Source organism: Isoptericola luteus, assembly GCF_020297055.1.
Classification (GTDB): Bacteria; Actinomycetota; Actinomycetes; order Actinomycetales; family Cellulomonadaceae; genus Isoptericola; species Isoptericola luteus.
The window spans coordinates 58,149-74,284 of the sequence record NZ_JAIXCQ010000008.1 but is presented as its reverse complement, the minus strand read 5'-3'; the positions used below and the strand labels follow the sequence as shown (position 1 = coordinate 74,284).

Here is a 16,136-nt window from a genome sequence, read left to right as displayed (position 1 = left end):
GCCGCCGACCGCTTCATCCCCAGGGTTGTGGAGGACATATGTGGACAAGTCGCCGGATCGTTCGGCCGGCCCGATTCACACCTGTGGATAACTTTGTGGACGAGTGTGGACCGAGGCCTCGAACCGGTGGACGACGACCCCCAGATCGGTGGACACCTGTGGGTACAGCTTTCGTCACCCACAGGCGCCCACAGTTCTCCACAACATCACCCCCACTGTGTCCACAGCCGAGAACGCCATCTGACCTGCGAAGACACACGATCTCCCCAGATTCCACAGCCCCTATGACGATGACGAATCCTTGATCTAGGGGGAATTCACCGCGCCTTCATCTGCCCGGGCCGGCCGCCCTGTCCACGCCCGCACCGGCTGGGGAGAGCACGTGCCGAAGAAGCCCCGACTCGCGTAGGGTTTGGCTCGGACGACGACCCGCCACCCGCTGCACCGCTCCTGGTCATCCCGGGCAGGTGGGATCCCCGCCGTCCGCATCGACGACTGCTCGAGGAGTGGGATGAAGTTCCGGGTTGAGCGCGACGTCCTGGCCGAGGCCGTGACCTGGACGGCACGCACGCTTCCCACGCGGCCGCCTGCACCGGTGCTCGCGGGCGTGCGCATCGAGGTCGACAGCGCGGGCACCATCGGCCTGTCGAGCTTCGACTACGAGGTCTCGGCCCGCTCGGAGATCCCGGCCGAGGTCTCGGAGCCCGGAACGGTGCTCGTCTCCGGCCGCCTCCTCGCAGAGATCTCCCGCGCACTCCCCCACAAGCCTGTGGACGTCACGCTCGAGGGCACCAAGGTCGTGCTGACCTGCGGCGCCTCGCGGTTCACGCTCCTCACGATGCCGGTCGAGGACTACCCGGCCCTCCCCTCGATGCCCGAGCTCAGCGGCACGGTGTCGGGCGACGCCCTGACCCACGCCGTCGCCCAGGTGAGCGTCGCGGCGAGCCGCGACGACACGCTGCCCCTGCTCACGGGCGTGCGCATGGAGATCGAGGAGGAGCGCATCACCCTCCTCGCCACGGACCGCTACCGTCTGGCGCTGCGGGAGCTGACCTGGACGCCGGCCACGCCGGGCTACTCCGCCGTGGCGCTCGTGCGCGCCCGCACCCTCACCGACGTCGCCAAGTCGCTCGGCAGCGGCGGGGGGACGGTCGACATCGGCCTGTCCACAGGCCAGGGCGTGGACCTCATCGGGTTCGAGGCCGCCGGCCGGCGGACCACCTCCCAGCTCGTCGACGGGGACTACCCCCCGGTGCGTCGGCTGTTCCCCGACGCGACGCCCATCCACGCCGTCGTCGCGACCGGGCCGCTCATCGACGCCGCCAAGCGCGTCTCCCTCGTAGCCGAGCGCAACACCCCGATCCGCCTGTCGTTCACCGAAGGCCAGGTCGTGCTCGACGCCGGCCAGGGCGACGACGCGCAGGCGTCCGAGGCGCTCGAGGCGGTGCTGGTCGGTGAGGACATCCAGGTGGCGTTCAACCCGCAGTTCCTGCTCGACGGGCTCGGCGCCCTGGGCACGGACTTCGTCCGCCTGTCGTTCACGCACCCCAACAAGCCGGTGGAGTTCACCGGGCAGGGCTCGCTCGACGGCGAGGACTCGTCCGAGTACCGCTACCTGCTCGTGCCCATCCGCTTCGCGGGCTGACCGCCCGCCGCGCCACGTCGGGGCGGCCGCCGTACGCTCGGCGTGTCGTCCGCCAGCCGTCCCCATCCGCCTCGGGAGGATCCACCCATGGTCAGTCACATCGGTCTCGTCGGCCTGGGCAAGATGGGCCACAACATGCGCGAGCGGCTGCGCAACGGTGGCATCGAGGTCACGGGGTACGACCCTCGACCGGAGGTGACCGACGTCCCGGACCTGGCAGGGCTGGTCGCGGCGCTCCCCGAGGGCCGGCGCGTGGTGTGGGTCATGGTCCCGGCCGGCGCGCCCACGCGCGGTGTCGTGGACGAGCTGGGCACCCTGCTCTCCGAGGGCGACATCGTCATCGAGGGCGGCAACTCGCACTACCCGGAGGACCAGGCGCGGGCGGCCGAGCTGGCCGAGCGTGGCGTCGGCTACGTCGACGTGGGCGTCTCCGGTGGCGTGTGGGGCCTGGAGAACGGTTACGGCCTCATGGTGGGCGGCGAACGGGACCTGGTCGAGCACCTGATGCCCGTGTTCGACGCGCTGCGGCCCGAGGGCCCGCGCGAGGAGGGCTTCGTGCACGCCGGTGAGGTCGGGGCAGGACACTTCGCGAAGATGGTCCACAACGGCATCGAGTACGGCCTCATGCAGGCGTACGCGGAGGGCTACGAGCTCCTCGCCGCCAAGGACATCGTCACCGACGTGCACGGGACGATGAAGGCGTGGACGCGAGGCACCGTGGTCCGTTCGTGGCTGCTCGACCTCATGGTGAAGGCGCTCGAGGAGGACCCGAGCCTCACCGCGATCGACGACTGGGTCGACGACTCCGGCGAGGGCCGGTGGACGGTCGACGAGGCGATCGACAACGCGGTGCCGCTGCCGGTCATCTCGGCCGCGCTGTTCGCGCGGTTCTCGTCGCGCCAGACCGAGTCCCCCGCGATGAAGGCCGTCGCGGCGCTCCGCCAGCAGTTCGGTGGGCACGCGGTGCGTCCGGCAGGCCCTGCGTCGCCGGGCGCCGGCCCTCTCGAGCCTCCGGCCTGACGGCCCCGCAGGGGGACCATGTACGTCTCGCACCTCTCCCTCCTCGACTTCCGCTCCTACGCCGCGGCCGACGTCGAGCTCGAGCCCGGTCCCACCGCGTTCGTGGGGCGCAACGGCCAGGGCAAGACCAACCTGGTCGAGGCCATCGGGTACGTGGCCACCCTCGGCAGCCACCGTGTCGCGAACGACACCCCGCTCATCCGCGCCGGGGCCGAACGAGCCGTCGTGCGCACCCGCATCGTGCGGGGTGACCGCGCGTCCACCGTCGAGCTGGAGATCACGGCCGGCAAGGCGAACCGCGCACGCGTCAACCGCGGGCAGGCGGGCCGCGCGCGGGACGTGCTGGGGATCCTGCGCACGGTCCTCTTCGCGCCGGAGGACCTGGCGCTCGTCAAGGGCGACCCGGACGGGCGTCGCCGCTTCCTCGACCAGCTCGTGGTCCAGCTGCGGCCCCGCGCCGCCGGCCTCCTGAGCGACTACGAGCGAGTGGTGCGCCAGCGGTCCGCGCTGTTGAAGTCCCTGCGCGGTGTCCAGCGCGGCGGGCGGACGCCGGATCTGTCGACCCTCGAGGTGTGGGACGCCAAGGCGGCACAGCTCGGGGCGCAGATCCTTGCCATGCGGCTGGCCCTCACCGCCGCGCTCCAGCCGGAGGTGGAGGCCGCGTACGCGCAGGTGAGCGACGCGGACGGGCGGGCCGAGCTCACCTACCGCTCGAGCGTGCCCGAGGCCGACGGCGGGGCGCCGTCAGGGCTGACCGGGGCGGGAGCCATGACGCCGACGGCCGCGGAGCTGGAGCCGGCGATGCTCGAGGCGATCTCCCGGGTGCGCGGGCAGGAGGTGGAACGCGGCGTGAGCCTCGTGGGCCCGCACCGCGACGACCTGGTCCTGACGCTGGGGGACCTGCCGGCCAAGGGGTACGCGAGCCACGGCGAGTCGTGGTCGATCGCGCTCGCGCTGCGGCTCGCGTCCTACCGGCTGCTGGGTGGCGGCGCCGACCAGGCCTCCCCCGCTGTGGACGGCCTGGGCACGGGCGGCCTGGGCACGGACGGCGAGACCGCGGGCGCCCCACCCGCCGAGGCCACCGTCGTCGTGCCCGAGGGCGCGTTCTGGGACCCCGACCTGGGGACGGACGCCGACCCCGTCCTCATCCTCGACGACGTCTTCGCCGAGCTCGACGTGCGTCGGCGGTCCCGGCTCGCCGACCTCGTCGCTCCGGCCCGGCAGGTGCTGGTCACGGCCGCCGTCCCGGGCGACGTCCCCGAGAGCCTGCTGGGCGCCCGGTTCGAGGTCACGCCCGGGCAGGTGCGGCGTGCCTGACGACGACCTCGGTGTCGAGGGGCCCGAGCGCCGCGGCCCCGGTAGCACGCCGGACGACGGGCACGACGACGGCACCGACGGCACCGACGGCACCGGCGTCCCCGGAGGGGCGAGGAGGGCCGCGGGCGACCTGCGACCTGTCGGCGACCGCACCGATCTCACGCCCGCCGTCGAGGTGGCGCGCGAGGCGTTGAACCGCGCGAAGGCAGCGGCGCGCGCGAAAGGGTTGCGGCCCGGGTCCCCGGCGCGCCGCTCGCCGCTGGTGGAGCCGCGCTACTCCGGCAAGGGACCCGGCGCACGGGACCCGCAGCTCCTGTCCGACGTCATCGGCCGGTTGCTGCGGGACAAGGGCTGGACGTCCGATGTCTCCGTCGGGGGCGTGATCGGGCGCTGGCGCGAGGTCGTGGGCGACCAGGTCGCGGACCACTGCGAGCCCGAGACGTTCGAGGACAAGGTGCTCGTGGTGCGTGCCGACTCGACGGCGTGGGCGACGCAGGTACGCCTGCTGGTCCCCACGTTGCTCCGGCGCCTGTCGGAGGAGGTCGGGGAGGGCGTCGTCGAGCAGGTCACCGTGCTCGGCCCTGCCGGACCAGGGTTCCGCAAGGGCCGGCGGAGCGTGCGCGGCCCCGGGCCGCGCGACACCTACGGCTGACCGGTTCGGACCGCCGCAGCTGCCGCGACGGCGGCGCGAGGCGGCGCGAGGCGGCGCGACGGCCCGCGCCGCGGGCGCTGGGACGACGAAGGGCCCGACCGGAGATCCGGTCGGGCCCTTCGGTGCTTACCGCGGGCTCAGGGTGAGCTCGCGGTCAGCGTCCTCTGCTCAGTCCTGCTGCAGACGGCGTCGCACGAGGAACAGCGTCACGCCACCGGCCACGAGGAGGGCCGCGAAGCCGGCCACCCAGCCGACGGTGGCACCGGTCATGGCGAGCTCGCCCTCACCCTCGGCCTCGACGGCCGGGGCGTCGTCCAGCTCGACGTCGACGACGGCCCCGTCGGGGCCGCCCATCCCCTGCGGGTTGGCGCACTCGGACGACGCCGGCGGGTAGTCCACGACGGCCGCGAACGAGGGGTTGACCTCGAACAGGACCTGGACTCCGTCACGGGTCCACGCGAAGTTGCCCTCGGTCTCGACGTACGAGCCGTCCTCCTGGAGCTCCCAGCCCGGCCACTGCAGCGGCTCGGTGTCCGAGGCGCCCGGCCACAGCAGGCTGCCCTCGAGCGGGAGTCCGGTGGTGACGTGGTTCTCGCCGTCCGGGTTGAGGAACGTGATCGTCAGCGGGGTCTCGTCGTCGATCTCGACGCCCTCGGGCAGGCTCATCGAGTAGCCGAGGTACGGGGAGGCGCCCTCACAGACGGCGGCCACGTCACCGGGGACGAGCGCGCACTCCTCGGCGGACGGGAGGAGGTTCTCCAGCGGGAAGATCACGTCACCGTCGTCGGTGCGGGTGTACCCGCCGAGGTCCTCGCCGAACGCGTACCCGTCGGCCGGGACCGCGAGAACACCCTGCTCGGTGCTGAGGTAGTTGATCCCGGTGGTCACGGGGAGCTCGATGTCGGAGGACGTCGAGCCGCAGACGGTGACCGCGGCGGGCGGGACGGGCGCGACGACCTCGTCGGGCGTGTCGACCGGCGGCTCCGGGGTCTCCGGGACGTTGGGCGTGCCGTCGCAGTTCTCACCGGTGGGCAGACTGATGCCGAGCTCGGCCAGCTCCTGGTGGGTCCAGTCCATGAGGTGGGCGTCGTGCAGCGTCCCGTCGGGGAACTGGATGTTCTTCGGCACCTCGTACTCGTCCGGGCCGCCGCGCAGCAGGTCCTGCTGGATGCCCCAGTCGGTGCAGAGGTCGATCTCGTCGAGGATCGACGTCTCGGGGAGCTCGGTGTACCAGTAGGTGCCGTCGCGCTTCGAGTCCTTGGTCCACTCGACCGTCGTGGTCCCGACGAGCGTCTGGAGGCCGGAGTTCTCCCACGCTGCGGGACGGTCCTTGTGGATCTTCGGGTACAGGTAGATGGCGACCTGTGCCTCGGACTTCTTCGGCTGCTCCGGCGTGGTGGGCAGGCACGGCTCGGTCGTTCCCGAGTCCTGCCAGTCGTAGCTCGAGCTGTCGTGGGCGTCGACGTCGATCGACCAGGTGTGCGACGTGGAACCGTCGAGCGGGAACGACTTGCTCCAGTTGCGGTCGAACTGCTCCGTGGCGACGGCCGATCCGTCGACCGTCACCGTGACCGTGGCGCCGCGGTAGGCACCGAGGTTCACGGAGAGGGTGGTGCAGGTAGCTGATGCGTCAGGGGTGTGCGCGGAGGCCGGTGCCGCGGTGGCGACGAGCATTCCTCCGAGGGCGAGCGCGGTCGTGGCGACGCCCGCCAGGATCCTCTTCACGTGGGATTGGTCCCTTCGTTGGGTCCGGGCACGTCACGTGCCCGACATGCGAAACAGGGAGACAGGGTGTATTAGAGCACTTGAAGGAGGAAAAAGGGAGATAGAGGGTGAAAATCGGTGAGAATACGCTGTTCGGACCCGAAGTTTCACCCGCTCCGGGCACCTGTGGACAACGGTGTGGAGAAGTGATGGCGAGGTCACACCTCCACGGGTGCTTCCTGGTGGCCGGCAAGGGCGTCAATCCGCCAGTTCGTCGCCCTCGGCAGGTAGACTGGGAAGGTCATTCCGGGTCGTGTACCGACCATCCGTGAGGCGCCGTGCACCAGGTGCGGCGAGTAGGCGCGGGCGAGGCGTCCGTCGTCCTGTCCGCCGGCCCCGCGGCAGGTCGGGTGCACACCCGGAACCTGTGAGCCGCACCAGCGCCACGCCATGCGTGGGGCCGGAGTCCTGCGCGACGATCGAGGAGAAGCCCAGCCCGTGGCAGACCGTATCGACACCACCCGTCCCAGCACTGCTGCCTCCGATGGCGTCGTCGGGCCGGGGGGCGGTTACGACGCCGGGAACATCACCGTCCTGGAGGGCCTGGAGGCCGTCCGCAAGCGTCCGGGCATGTACATCGGCTCGACCGGTGAGCGCGGTCTGCACCACCTCGTGTATGAGATTGTGGACAACTCTGTGGACGAGGCCCTCGCGGGCCACGCGGACACGATCGAGGTGACCCTGCTCGCCGACGGCGGTGTCCGGGTCCAGGACAACGGCCGCGGGATCCCGGTCGCGATGCACCCCACCGAGGGCAAGCCGACGCTCGAGGTCGTGATGACGATCCTGCACGCCGGCGGCAAGTTCGGCGGCGGGGGCTACGCGGTGTCGGGCGGCCTGCACGGCGTGGGCATGTCCGTGGTCAACGCGCTGTCCACGCGCTTCCTCTCCGAGGTCCGGCGCGACGGGTTCCACTGGAGCCAGGAGTACCGCGACGGCGGTGAGCCCGTCGCCCCGGTGCAGAAGCTCAGGCCGCTCGGCCCGGACGAGATCACCGGGACCACGCAGACGTTCTGGGCGGACGACTCGATCTTCGAGACGACCGACTACGACTACGAGACGCTGCGCTCGCGCTTCCAGCAGTACGCGTTCCTCAACAAGGGCCTGACGATCATGCTCACCGACGAGCGCGCCGGGCACACCGTCATCGACGACGAGGTCACGGGCAGCACAGACGCCCCCGCCGAGGGCGACGCCGCGGCCACGTCGCCGGAGGACGAGGCGCCCGCCGCACGCTCGGTGACGTACCGGTACGAGAAGGGCCTGACCGACTACGTCGCCCACATCAACGCCGCGAAGAAGTCGGAGCTGGTGCACCCGGAGATCATCGACGTCGAGGCGGAGGACACCGAGCGGCTGATCTCGGTGGAGATCGCGATGCAGTGGACCACGGCGTACAGCGAGTCGGTGCACACGTTCGCGAACACCATCTCCACCACCGAGGGCGGCACCCACGAGGAGGGCTTCCGCGCGGCGCTGACGACCCTCATCAACAGCTACGCGCGCGACAAGGCCATCATCAAGGAGAAGGACGAGAACCTCACGGGTGACGACATCCGCGAGGGCCTCACCGCCGTCATCTCCGTGAAGCTCGGCGAGCCGCAGTTCGAGGGCCAGACCAAGACGAAGCTCGGCAACACGATGGCCAAGACGTTCGTCCAGCGGGTCGTGCGCGAGAAGCTCACCGACTGGTTCGACGCGCACCCCTCGGAGGCGCGCGACATCATCCGCAAGGCGATCCAGGCGTCGCAAGCGCGGATCGCGGCGCGCAAGGCGCGCGAGGCCACCCGCCGCAAGGGGGTCCTGAGCTCGGGCGGGATGCCCGGCAAGCTCAAGGACTGCCAGTCGAACCGGCCCGAGGACTGCGAGATCTACATCGTGGAGGGCGACTCCGCCGGCGGCTCCGCCGTCCGCGGGCGCAACCCGCACAACCAGGCGATCCTTCCGCTGCGCGGCAAGATCCTCAACGTGGAGCGCGCGCGGCTCGACCGTGCGCTCTCCAACACCGAGGTCCAGGCGCTCATCACGGCGTTCGGCACGGGCATCGGCGAGGACTTCGACATCGCCAAGCTGCGGTACCACAAGATCGTGCTCATGGCCGATGCCGACGTCGACGGCCAGCACATCTGCACCCTGCTGCTCACGCTGCTGTTCCGCTACATGCGCCCGCTCATCGAGCACGGTCACGTGTACCTGGCGCAGCCGCCGCTGTACCGGCTCAAGTGGTCGAACTCCCCGCACGACTACGTGTACTCCGACCGGGAGCGCGACGCGTTCCTCAAGGAGGGCATCGCGGCGGGGAAGCGGATCCCGAAGGACAACGGCATCCAGCGGTACAAGGGCCTCGGCGAGATGGACTACACCGAGCTGTGGGACACCACGATGGACCCCGAGAACCGCACGCTGCTGCAGGTCACCATGGACGACGCGGCCGCCGCGGACGAGATCTTCTCCGTGCTCATGGGCGAGGACGTCGAGTCCCGCCGCAGCTTCATCCAGCGCAACGCCAAGGACGTCCGCTTCCTCGACATCTAGCGGGGTACGTCGGTGTACAGACCACCTGTGCGCCGTTGTACCGGTAGTTCGAGGACGACAGGACCCGCGCCCCGGCGGCGCAGGAAGAGAAAGAGGTAGATGGTGACCGACGAGACTCCCGGCCCAGACATGACGGACGGCGCACCCGGCGAGGAGATCCCCGCGCAGGCGGACGGTGCCGTCGCGGTGCACCACGGGCGCATCGAGCAGGTCGACCTGCAGCTGGAGATGCAGCGCAGCTACCTCGACTACGCGATGAGCGTCATCGTCGGCCGCGCGCTGCCGGACGTGCGGGACGGGCTCAAGCCGGTGCACCGGCGCGTGCTGTACGCGATGTACGACGGCGGCTACCGCCCCGACCGGGCGTACTCCAAGTGCTCCCGCGTGGTCGGCGACGTCATGGGCAAGTTCCACCCGCACGGTGACACGGCGATCTACGACACGCTCGTGCGCCTGGTCCAGGACTGGGTGCTGCGCTACCCGCTGGTCGCGGGGCAGGGCAACTTCGGCTCCCCCGGCGACGACCCTGCCGCGGCGCCGCGGTACACCGAGTGCCGGATGGCGCCGCTGGCGCTCGAGATGGTCCGGGACATCGAGAAGAACACGGTCGACTTCCAGGACAACTACGACGGCCGCACCCAGGAGCCCGTCGTCCTGCCGGCCCGGTTCCCCAACCTGCTGGTGAACGGGTCGGCCGGCATCGCCGTCGGCATGGCCACGAACATCCCGCCGCACAACCTGCGCGAGGTCGCGGAGGGCGTGCGCTGGCACCTCGCCCACCCGGAGGCCACCAGGGAGGAGCTCCTGGCCGCGCTCATGCAGCGCATCAAGGGGCCGGACTTCCCCACCGGCGCGCAGATCCTCGGCACCAAGGGCATCGAGGAGGCGTACCGCACGGGGCGCGGCTCCATCACGATGCGGGCCGTCGTGAACGTCGAGGAGATCCAGAACCGCATCTGCCTGGTCATCACCGAGCTGCCCTACCAGGTCAACCCGGACAGCCTGGCCAGCAAGATCGCCGACCTGGTCAACGACGGCAAGATCGCCGGCATCGCCGACATCCGCGACGAGACCTCGGGCCGCACGGGCCAGCGCCTCGTCATCGTGCTCAAGCGCGACGCCGTCGCCAAGGTCGTCCTCAACAACCTGTACAAGCACACGCAGCTCCAGCACTCGTTCGGCGCGAACATGCTGGCCCTGGTCGACGAGGTGCCGCGCACGCTCAGCCTCGACGCCTTCATCCGGCACTGGACGACGCACCAGATCGACGTCGTCCGACGCCGCACGGAGTACCTGCTCTCCGAGGCCGAGCGCGAGATCCACATCCTGCGCGGGTACCTCAAGGCGCTGGACGCGCTCGACGAGGTCATCGCGCTGATCCGCCGCTCCCCCGACGCCGAGCAGGCCCGCACCGGGCTGATGGAGCTCCTCGACGTCGACGAGCAGCAGGCCAACGCGATCCTCGCGCTCCAGCTGCGCCGTCTGGCCGCCCTCGAGCGGCAGAAGATCATCGACCAGCACGCCGAGCTCGAGCGCCAGATCAAGGACTACGAGGACATCCTGGCCAAGCCGGAGCGGCAGCGCACGATCGTCGGCGACGAGATGGACACCGTCGTCGACCGCTTCGGCGACGAGCGCCGCACGACGGTGCTCCCGTACGACGGCGACATGTCGATCGAGGACCTCATCCCCGAGGAAGAGGTCGTCGTCACGATCACCCGCGGCGGGTACGCGAAGCGCACCCGCTCGGACAGCTACCGTGCCCAGCGGCGCGGCGGCAAGGGCGTCCGCGGGGCGGCGCTGCGCGAGGACGACATCGTCGAGCACTTCTTCGTCACGACGACGCACCACTGGCTGCTGTTCTTCACGAACCTCGGCCGCGTCTACCGTGCCAAGGGGTACGAGCTGCCCGAGGGCGGGCGCGACGCCAAGGGCCAGCACGTGGCGAACATGCTCGCGTTCCAGCCGGGCGAGCGCATCGCTCAGGTGCTCGACCTGCCCGACTACGAGGCGGCCGACTACCTCGTCCTCGCCACCCGCCGCGGCGTCGTGAAGAAGACGCGCCTCGGGGAGTACAACTCGCCGCGCTCGGGCGGCCTCATCGCCATCAACCTGCGCGAGGACGAGGACGGGACGCCCGACGAGCTCGTGGCGGCTCGCCTGGTCAACGCCGACGACCACCTCATCCTCGTGTCCCGCAAGGGGCAGTCGATCCGGTTCCCCGCCGACGACGACACCCTGCGCCCGCTCGGTCGTGCGACGTCCGGCGTCACCGGCATGAAGTTCCGCGACGACGACGAGCTGCTCAACGCGGACGTCGTGACGCCCGGCACCGAGCTGTTCGTGGTCACCGAGGGCGGCTTCGCCAAGCGCACGCGGATCACCGAGTACCGGGTGCAGGGCAGGGCCGGGTTCGGCATCAAGGTGGCGAACCTTGTGGAGGCTCGTGGAGACCTCGTGGGGGCCCTGGTCACGGAGTCTGATGACGAGGTGCTCGTGATCATGGAGCGTGGCAAGATCGTGCGGTCCGCTGTGGCAGGGGTGAACCTCACCGGCCGCACCACGCAGGGCGTCACCTTCGCCAAGCCCGACAAGGGGGACCGCATCATCGCCGTGGCCCGCAACGTCGAGCGACGCGCCGACGAGGAGTCGGAGAACGAGGAGTCGGTTAGCGTGGACGGACAGGCCGCCGACGAGCAGAAGAGCAGCGGGGACGAGGACTGATGACGGAGAACACCGCGTCGGGCGGGTCGACGAGCGCCACGTCGGTGCCGGCGGCGCACCACGGCTCCGAGATCGACGAGCAGACGCACCGCAAGAGCCCGGTGCCGATGAGCGCGCCGATGAAGGTGAGCGCGCCGGCCAAGGTCGACCCGCCGCCCCCGCCGCCCGGCAGCACGACGGGCTCGTCGCCGGTGAAGGAGGGGGCCGTCAAGGCGGCCGCCGCCGCGCTGGCCGCTGCGCGTTCCGCGGCCAAGAAGGTGCAGTCGGCCATCCCGGACGGGTCGTCACGCGCCGCGGGCACCACGGACCAGCCCGCCCCCGCCGCGAAGGCGAAGCCCACGACCGGCACCAAGCGCCCGCAGGCCTCGGCCGAGCCGAGGCCCCAGATGCACTACTCCGCGGGTGGCGTCGGCGGCACGACAGCGCCGCTCGGCACCGCGGAGGTCTCGGCCGCCGCGGCGCGCGAGGCCGGGCCGCGACGGGTGCGGCTCTCCGTCTCCCGCGTGGACCCGTGGTCCGTCATGAAGCTCGCGTTCCTGCTCTCGGTCGCGATCGGCCTCATCACGGTCGTCGCGACGATGGTCGTCTGGTACGTGCTGAACGACATGGGCACGTTCGCCACGATCCAGGACTTCCTGCAGCAGACCATCGGCAACGGCACGCTGAACATCGTCCAGTTCATCGCGTTCGACCGGATCGTGTCGGTCGCTGTCCTCATCGCCATCGTGGACATCGTCCTGCTCACCGCGATCGCCACGATCATGGCCATCCTGTACAACGTCACGGCGGCGCTCGTGGGCGGTGTGCACCTCACGCTCACCGACGAGTGAGCGGGACCGACGTCACACCCGCGGACGCCCGCCCCGGTTTGGGAGCGGGCGTCCGCGTACGGTAATGTTCCGTGCTGCACGCGTTCCCCGGAGCACGTGCATGGGGCTATAGCTCAGACGGTTAGAGCGCTTCCCTGATAAGGAAGAGGTCGGAGGTTCAAGTCCTCCTAGCCCCACTCCAGGTCGCACCGGCCCGGGCCACGACAGGCACGGCCCGAAGGGCCGTGACGAGGAGGTTCTCGTGAAGAAGCTGTTCGTCCTCCTGCTCGCGCTCGGCGCGGGCTACCTCGTCTGGCGCCGGCTCAACGAGGATGCCGCCGACCGTGACCTGTGGTCCGAGGTCACCGACACGATCGACTGACACCTCGCTCGCCGGGGGCCATGGCGCAATTGGTAGCGCACCTGCTTTGCAAGCAGGGGGTTAGGGGTTCGAGTCCCCTTGGCTCCACCAGAACGGACGAAGGCCCTGCCGCACCTCGGGTGCGGCAGGGCCTTCGTCGTCCCGCCCGGTGCGGAGGCGTGGTCAGCTCTTCGTGCCCCCGCCGGACGTGTCGTCCTTCGGAGCCCCGGGCTTGGGCGCGGTGCTCTTCGGCGTCACCGGCTTGGGCGCGGCGTCCTTCCCGGCGGTGTCGGCCGAGCTGGCCCCGCTCGAGGTGGCCCCGCTCGGGGTGGTCCCGGTCGAGGTGGTCGGCGTCGGGGTGGGCGCGCCGTCCTCCTTGCGGGCGGTGCCGGCGCGGCCGCGGGACGTGGCCTTCTTCGCGGCGTCCGTGGCCTTGTCCACGGCGCCGGTCGCCCGGTCCTTGGCCTTGTCCACGGCCTCGGTGACCTTCTCGGTCACGTCCTCCGCGGCCTCGCGGCCCTTGTCCGCCACCTCGCGCCCGCGGGCGACGGCGTGGCCCGCGGCCTCGCCCACGGCCTCTGCGGCGTCAGCGGCCGCGTGCCGCGCGTCGCGTGCCGCGCCGTCGTAGTCGGGCTTGGCAGCCTGCTCCCACGGCTCGGCCCAGGGGTCGTTCTGCGGCTGGGCGCGGCGCCAGAACGTGTAGCCGGCCGCGGCGGCACCGAGCAGCGCGAGGAACCAGAAGAGTCCCTTGCCCTTGCCCGAGCCCTTCTCGGCCTCCTTGGCGGCCTTCGCGGCCGCCTTGTCGGCGGCCTTGGCCGCCTCGTGCGCCCGCTTCGCGGCCCGCTTGCCGGCCTTCTTGCCCGCGTCCTGCGCGGCGTCGGCCGCTGCGACCGCAGCCGCCCCCGCGACGGCGCCCGCCCGCGCGGCGGCGTCGTTGAACGCCGACACGACGCGAGGCAGGTAGTCGTCCACGATCTTGTCATGCGCGGTGTCGACCATCGGACCGGCCGCCTCGGCCGCCTTCTCGACGCGCGGCGCCGCGGCCCGCACGCTGTCCTGCCATGCCTTCTCGGCACGCGGCGTGAGCCACTCGAGGAACGATTCCATGCGCGGTTCCGCCCATTCCTTGGCCTGACCGGCCTTGTCCTTCGCGCCGCCGGCAGCTCGTGCGCCGACGTCGACCAGGACGGCCGCGGCCTCTGTCGCGGAGTCCCTGATCTTCTCGGTGTCGACCTTCTCGGTCACCGAGGCGAGCTTCGAGTTGAGGTCCTTGCTGATGTCCTTGGCACTGTCGCCGACGCTCTTTCGCACCATGGGCCCACTCTGCCACCAGGTCGCACGGCCTGCAGGGGCACGCTGCGGCGGGTCCGTGGAGGAGGTGCGCAGACGCGGCCGAGGGGTGATCGGTGAGAGGATGACGTCATGTTCGCAACCCTCCACACCACGGCCGGTGACATCCGGATCGAGCTGCTGCCGAACCACGCGCCCAAGACCGTCGACAACTTCGTCGGTCTCGCGAAGGGCACCAAGACGTGGACGGACCCGAGCACGGGCGCCGAGCGGAACGACCCCCTGTACGACGGCGTGATCTTCCACCGTGTCATCGACAACTTCATGATCCAGGGCGGGGACCCGCTGGGCACCGGGACGGGCGGCCCCGGGTTCACCTTCGACGACGAGATCCACCCGGAGCTCGCCTTCACGGAGAAGTACATCCTCGCGATGGCGAACGCGGGCAAGCGCCGCAACCCCGTGACGGGCGCGGTCGAGGGCACCAACGGCTCGCAGTTCTTCATCACCACGGCCGCGACCCCGTGGCTCACCGGCAAGCACTCGATCTTCGGCAAGGTCGCGGACGACGAGTCCCGCGCCGTCGTCGACGCGATCGGCAACACGCCGACGCGCCCCGGTGACCGCCCGAAGACGGACATCGTCATCAACAGCGTCACCATCGAGGACTGACACCCCGTTCACGCTGTGGGGGGCGTCGGGCCTGCTTCCGGGATCGGAAGCGGGCCCGACGCCCGCTCACCACGGGATCGACCCGGAGGGCCGAGCCATCTCGACACCGCCACCCGCCGCGCAGCCCGGCCGGGCCGGGGCGCCGCCGGTCTGCCCGCGGCACCCCGACCGGGTCTCCTACGTGCGCTGCCAGCGCTGCGGCCGGCCGACGTGCCCCGAGTGCCAGCGGCCCGCGGCCGTGGGGATCCAGTGCGTGGACTGCGTGGCGCAGGCCGCGCGCCAGATGCCGGCCACGCGGACGATCTTCGGCGGGACCGTCCGGGGCGGTCGCCCGGTCGTCACCCTGACGATCATCGGGATCTGCGTCGTGAGCTGGGTGCTGCAGCTCGTGACCGCCGGCCTGTGGACATCCCAGTGGGCCTACAGCCCGTACGCGGGGTCGGTGGAGCCGTGGCGGTTCCTCACCGCGGCGTTCCTGCACTCGACCAGCATCATGCACATCCTGTTCAACATGTATGCGCTCTGGCTCCTCGGGCCGTTCCTCGAGCAGGCCTTCGGGAGGGCGCGCTTCGTGGCGCTCTACGTCCTGGCCGCCGTCGGCGGCTCGGTGGGCGTGCTGCTGCTGACCCCGCCGACCTACGAGGGCTGGACCACGGAGGTGGTCGGGGCCTCGGGCGCCGTCTTCGGCCTGTTCGGCGCGATCATCCCGGTGCTGCGGCGCACGGGGCGCAGTGCGACGCAGATCGTCGTGCTCATCGCCATCAACATGGCGATCCCGTTCTTCGTCCCCGGGATCGCCTGGGAGGCGCACGTGGGCGGGCTCGTCGTCGGGCTCGCCATCGGCGCCGCCTACGCCTGGGCGCCCCGCGAACGCCAGCGGCTCGTGGGGTGGGCGGTGCCCGCTCTGGTCGGCGTCGTCCTCGTCGCCGCCACGGTCTGGAAGTACACGTCCATCGGCCTGCTCTGACCGTCGTCCACAGGGTTGCTCACAGCTGTGGAACTACACCCGTGGAACTCTCGACGGTAGACCGGGGCGCGTCAGCGCCAGCGTGTGGTGAGACCGAACCCGGCGATGATGAGCACGAAGCCGACCGCCAGGTTCCATCCGCCGAGCGCCGGGATGGGTAGGCCCATGCCGGGTGCGGTGAGGTAGTACGTGACGATCCACGCGAGACCGGCCAGCATGAGGCCGAGCATGGTGGGCACGAGCCAGCGCGGGTTGCCCTGCGGCTTGGCCGAGGCCGTCTCCGCCGGACCGGCGGGAACGACCTTCTTCTTGCGGGACTTCGACTCGGGCACGGGAAGGCTCCTGTCCGGGCGTGCGGGGCGACGGTCGGAGGGCGGTCG

13 protein-coding genes and 2 tRNA genes are annotated in these 16,136 nt (G+C 71.1%); 12 read left to right on the top strand and 3 right to left on the bottom strand.

Going from position 1 to position 16,136, the window contains the following annotated elements:
- Positions 1-511 precede the first annotated feature (511 nt).
- The 4 genes from dnaN (at position 512) to LEP48_RS12325 (ending at position 4,634) form a co-directional block, all read left to right on the top strand.
- On the top strand, positions 512-1,645 hold the full coding sequence (gene dnaN, locus LEP48_RS12340; protein WP_225565898.1) for a DNA polymerase III subunit beta: 1,134 nt from the start codon (positions 512-514) through the stop codon (positions 1,643-1,645).
- Between the two features lie 87 nt (positions 1,646-1,732).
- A complete protein-coding gene (gene gnd / locus LEP48_RS12335) occupies positions 1,733-2,665 on the top strand; it encodes a phosphogluconate dehydrogenase (NAD(+)-dependent, decarboxylating) (protein ID WP_225565897.1) in 933 nt (310 codons plus the stop codon).
- A gap of 18 nt (positions 2,666-2,683) precedes the next feature.
- Positions 2,684-3,982, top strand: a complete 1,299-nt coding sequence (recF, locus tag LEP48_RS12330) for a DNA replication/repair protein RecF (RefSeq protein ID WP_225565896.1) — start codon at positions 2,684-2,686, stop codon at positions 3,980-3,982.
- A complete protein-coding gene (locus LEP48_RS12325; protein WP_225565895.1) occupies positions 3,975-4,634 on the top strand; it encodes a DciA family protein in 660 nt (219 codons plus the stop codon). The genes recF and LEP48_RS12325 overlap by 8 nt, the downstream gene beginning before the upstream one ends.
- Positions 4,635-4,802: 168 nt before the next feature.
- On the opposite strand, the gene LEP48_RS12320 is transcribed toward LEP48_RS12325, so the two are convergent.
- The gene (locus LEP48_RS12320; RefSeq protein ID WP_225565894.1) at positions 4,803-6,359 is read right to left on the bottom strand and encodes a hypothetical protein; all 1,557 of its coding nucleotides are present in this window, start codon (positions 6,357-6,359) and stop codon (positions 4,803-4,805) included.
- Between the two features lie 477 nt (positions 6,360-6,836).
- On the opposite strand from LEP48_RS12320, the gene gyrB reads away from it, so the two are divergent.
- The 6 genes from gyrB to LEP48_RS12290 all read left to right on the top strand — a co-directional run bounded on the left by gyrB (position 6,837) and on the right by LEP48_RS12290 (position 12,938).
- Positions 6,837-8,933 (top strand): DNA topoisomerase (ATP-hydrolyzing) subunit B, encoded by a 2,097-nt coding sequence (gene gyrB / locus LEP48_RS12315; protein WP_422723838.1) that lies wholly within the window; start codon positions 6,837-6,839, stop codon positions 8,931-8,933.
- Positions 8,934-9,062: 129 nt separating this feature from the next.
- Positions 9,063-11,657, top strand: coding sequence for a DNA gyrase subunit A (gene gyrA / locus LEP48_RS12310; protein WP_422723839.1), 2,595 nt, complete (start codon positions 9,063-9,065; stop codon positions 11,655-11,657).
- The gene (locus LEP48_RS12305; protein ID WP_225565892.1) at positions 11,657-12,487 is read left to right on the top strand and encodes a DUF3566 domain-containing protein; all 831 of its coding nucleotides are present in this window, start codon (positions 11,657-11,659) and stop codon (positions 12,485-12,487) included. The genes gyrA and LEP48_RS12305 overlap by 1 nt, the downstream gene beginning before the upstream one ends.
- 102 nt (positions 12,488-12,589) lie before the next feature.
- Positions 12,590-12,663 (top strand) — tRNA-Ile (locus tag LEP48_RS12300).
- A gap of 65 nt (positions 12,664-12,728) precedes the next feature.
- Positions 12,729-12,848, top strand: coding sequence for a DLW-39 family protein (locus LEP48_RS12295; protein WP_225565891.1), 120 nt, complete (start codon positions 12,729-12,731; stop codon positions 12,846-12,848).
- A 14-nt stretch (positions 12,849-12,862) separates the two neighbouring features.
- Positions 12,863-12,938: transfer RNA gene (locus LEP48_RS12290), tRNA-Ala, on the top strand.
- Positions 12,939-13,010: 72 nt separating this feature from the next.
- Here LEP48_RS12290 and LEP48_RS12285 read toward each other — a convergent pair.
- Positions 13,011-14,141, bottom strand: a complete 1,131-nt coding sequence (locus tag LEP48_RS12285; protein WP_225565890.1) for a hypothetical protein — start codon at positions 14,139-14,141, stop codon at positions 13,011-13,013.
- A 108-nt stretch (positions 14,142-14,249) separates the two neighbouring features.
- Between LEP48_RS12285 and LEP48_RS12280 the strand changes: the two genes are divergently transcribed.
- Both LEP48_RS12280 and LEP48_RS12275 read left to right on the top strand, forming a co-directional pair.
- Positions 14,250-14,789, top strand: coding sequence for a peptidylprolyl isomerase (locus LEP48_RS12280; RefSeq protein WP_225565889.1), 540 nt, complete (start codon positions 14,250-14,252; stop codon positions 14,787-14,789).
- A gap of 283 nt (positions 14,790-15,072) precedes the next feature.
- Complete coding sequence (locus LEP48_RS12275; RefSeq protein ID WP_225565888.1) at positions 15,073-15,756, top strand: rhomboid family intramembrane serine protease; 684 nt, start codon at positions 15,073-15,075, stop codon at positions 15,754-15,756.
- A gap of 71 nt (positions 15,757-15,827) precedes the next feature.
- Here the strand turns inward: LEP48_RS12275 and LEP48_RS12270 are convergent, their stop codons facing one another.
- Positions 15,828-16,088, bottom strand: coding sequence for a cell division protein CrgA (locus LEP48_RS12270; RefSeq protein WP_225565887.1), 261 nt, complete (start codon positions 16,086-16,088; stop codon positions 15,828-15,830).
- Positions 16,089-16,136: the final 48 nt, after the last annotated feature.

Bases quoted from the DNA above. Each gene is read 5' to 3' on its own strand.
- dnaN (WP_225565898.1), top strand. From the start codon at position 512: ATGAAGTTCCGGGTTGAGCGCGACGTCCTGGCCGAGGCCGTGACCTGG.
- gnd (WP_225565897.1), top strand. From the start codon at position 1,733: ATGGTCAGTCACATCGGTCTCGTCGGCCTGGGCAAGATGGGCCACAAC.
- recF (WP_225565896.1), top strand. From the start codon at position 2,684: ATGTACGTCTCGCACCTCTCCCTCCTCGACTTCCGCTCCTACGCCGCG.
- gyrA (WP_422723839.1), top strand. From the start codon at position 9,063: ATGACGGACGGCGCACCCGGCGAGGAGATCCCCGCGCAGGCGGACGGT.
- LEP48_RS12305 (WP_225565892.1), top strand. From the start codon at position 11,657: ATGACGGAGAACACCGCGTCGGGCGGGTCGACGAGCGCCACGTCGGTG.
- LEP48_RS12285 (WP_225565890.1), bottom strand. From the start codon at position 14,141: ATGGTGCGAAAGAGCGTCGGCGACAGTGCCAAGGACATCAGCAAGGAC.
- LEP48_RS12280 (WP_225565889.1), top strand. From the start codon at position 14,250: ATGTTCGCAACCCTCCACACCACGGCCGGTGACATCCGGATCGAGCTG.
- LEP48_RS12275 (WP_225565888.1), top strand. From the start codon at position 15,073: ATGCCGGCCACGCGGACGATCTTCGGCGGGACCGTCCGGGGCGGTCGC.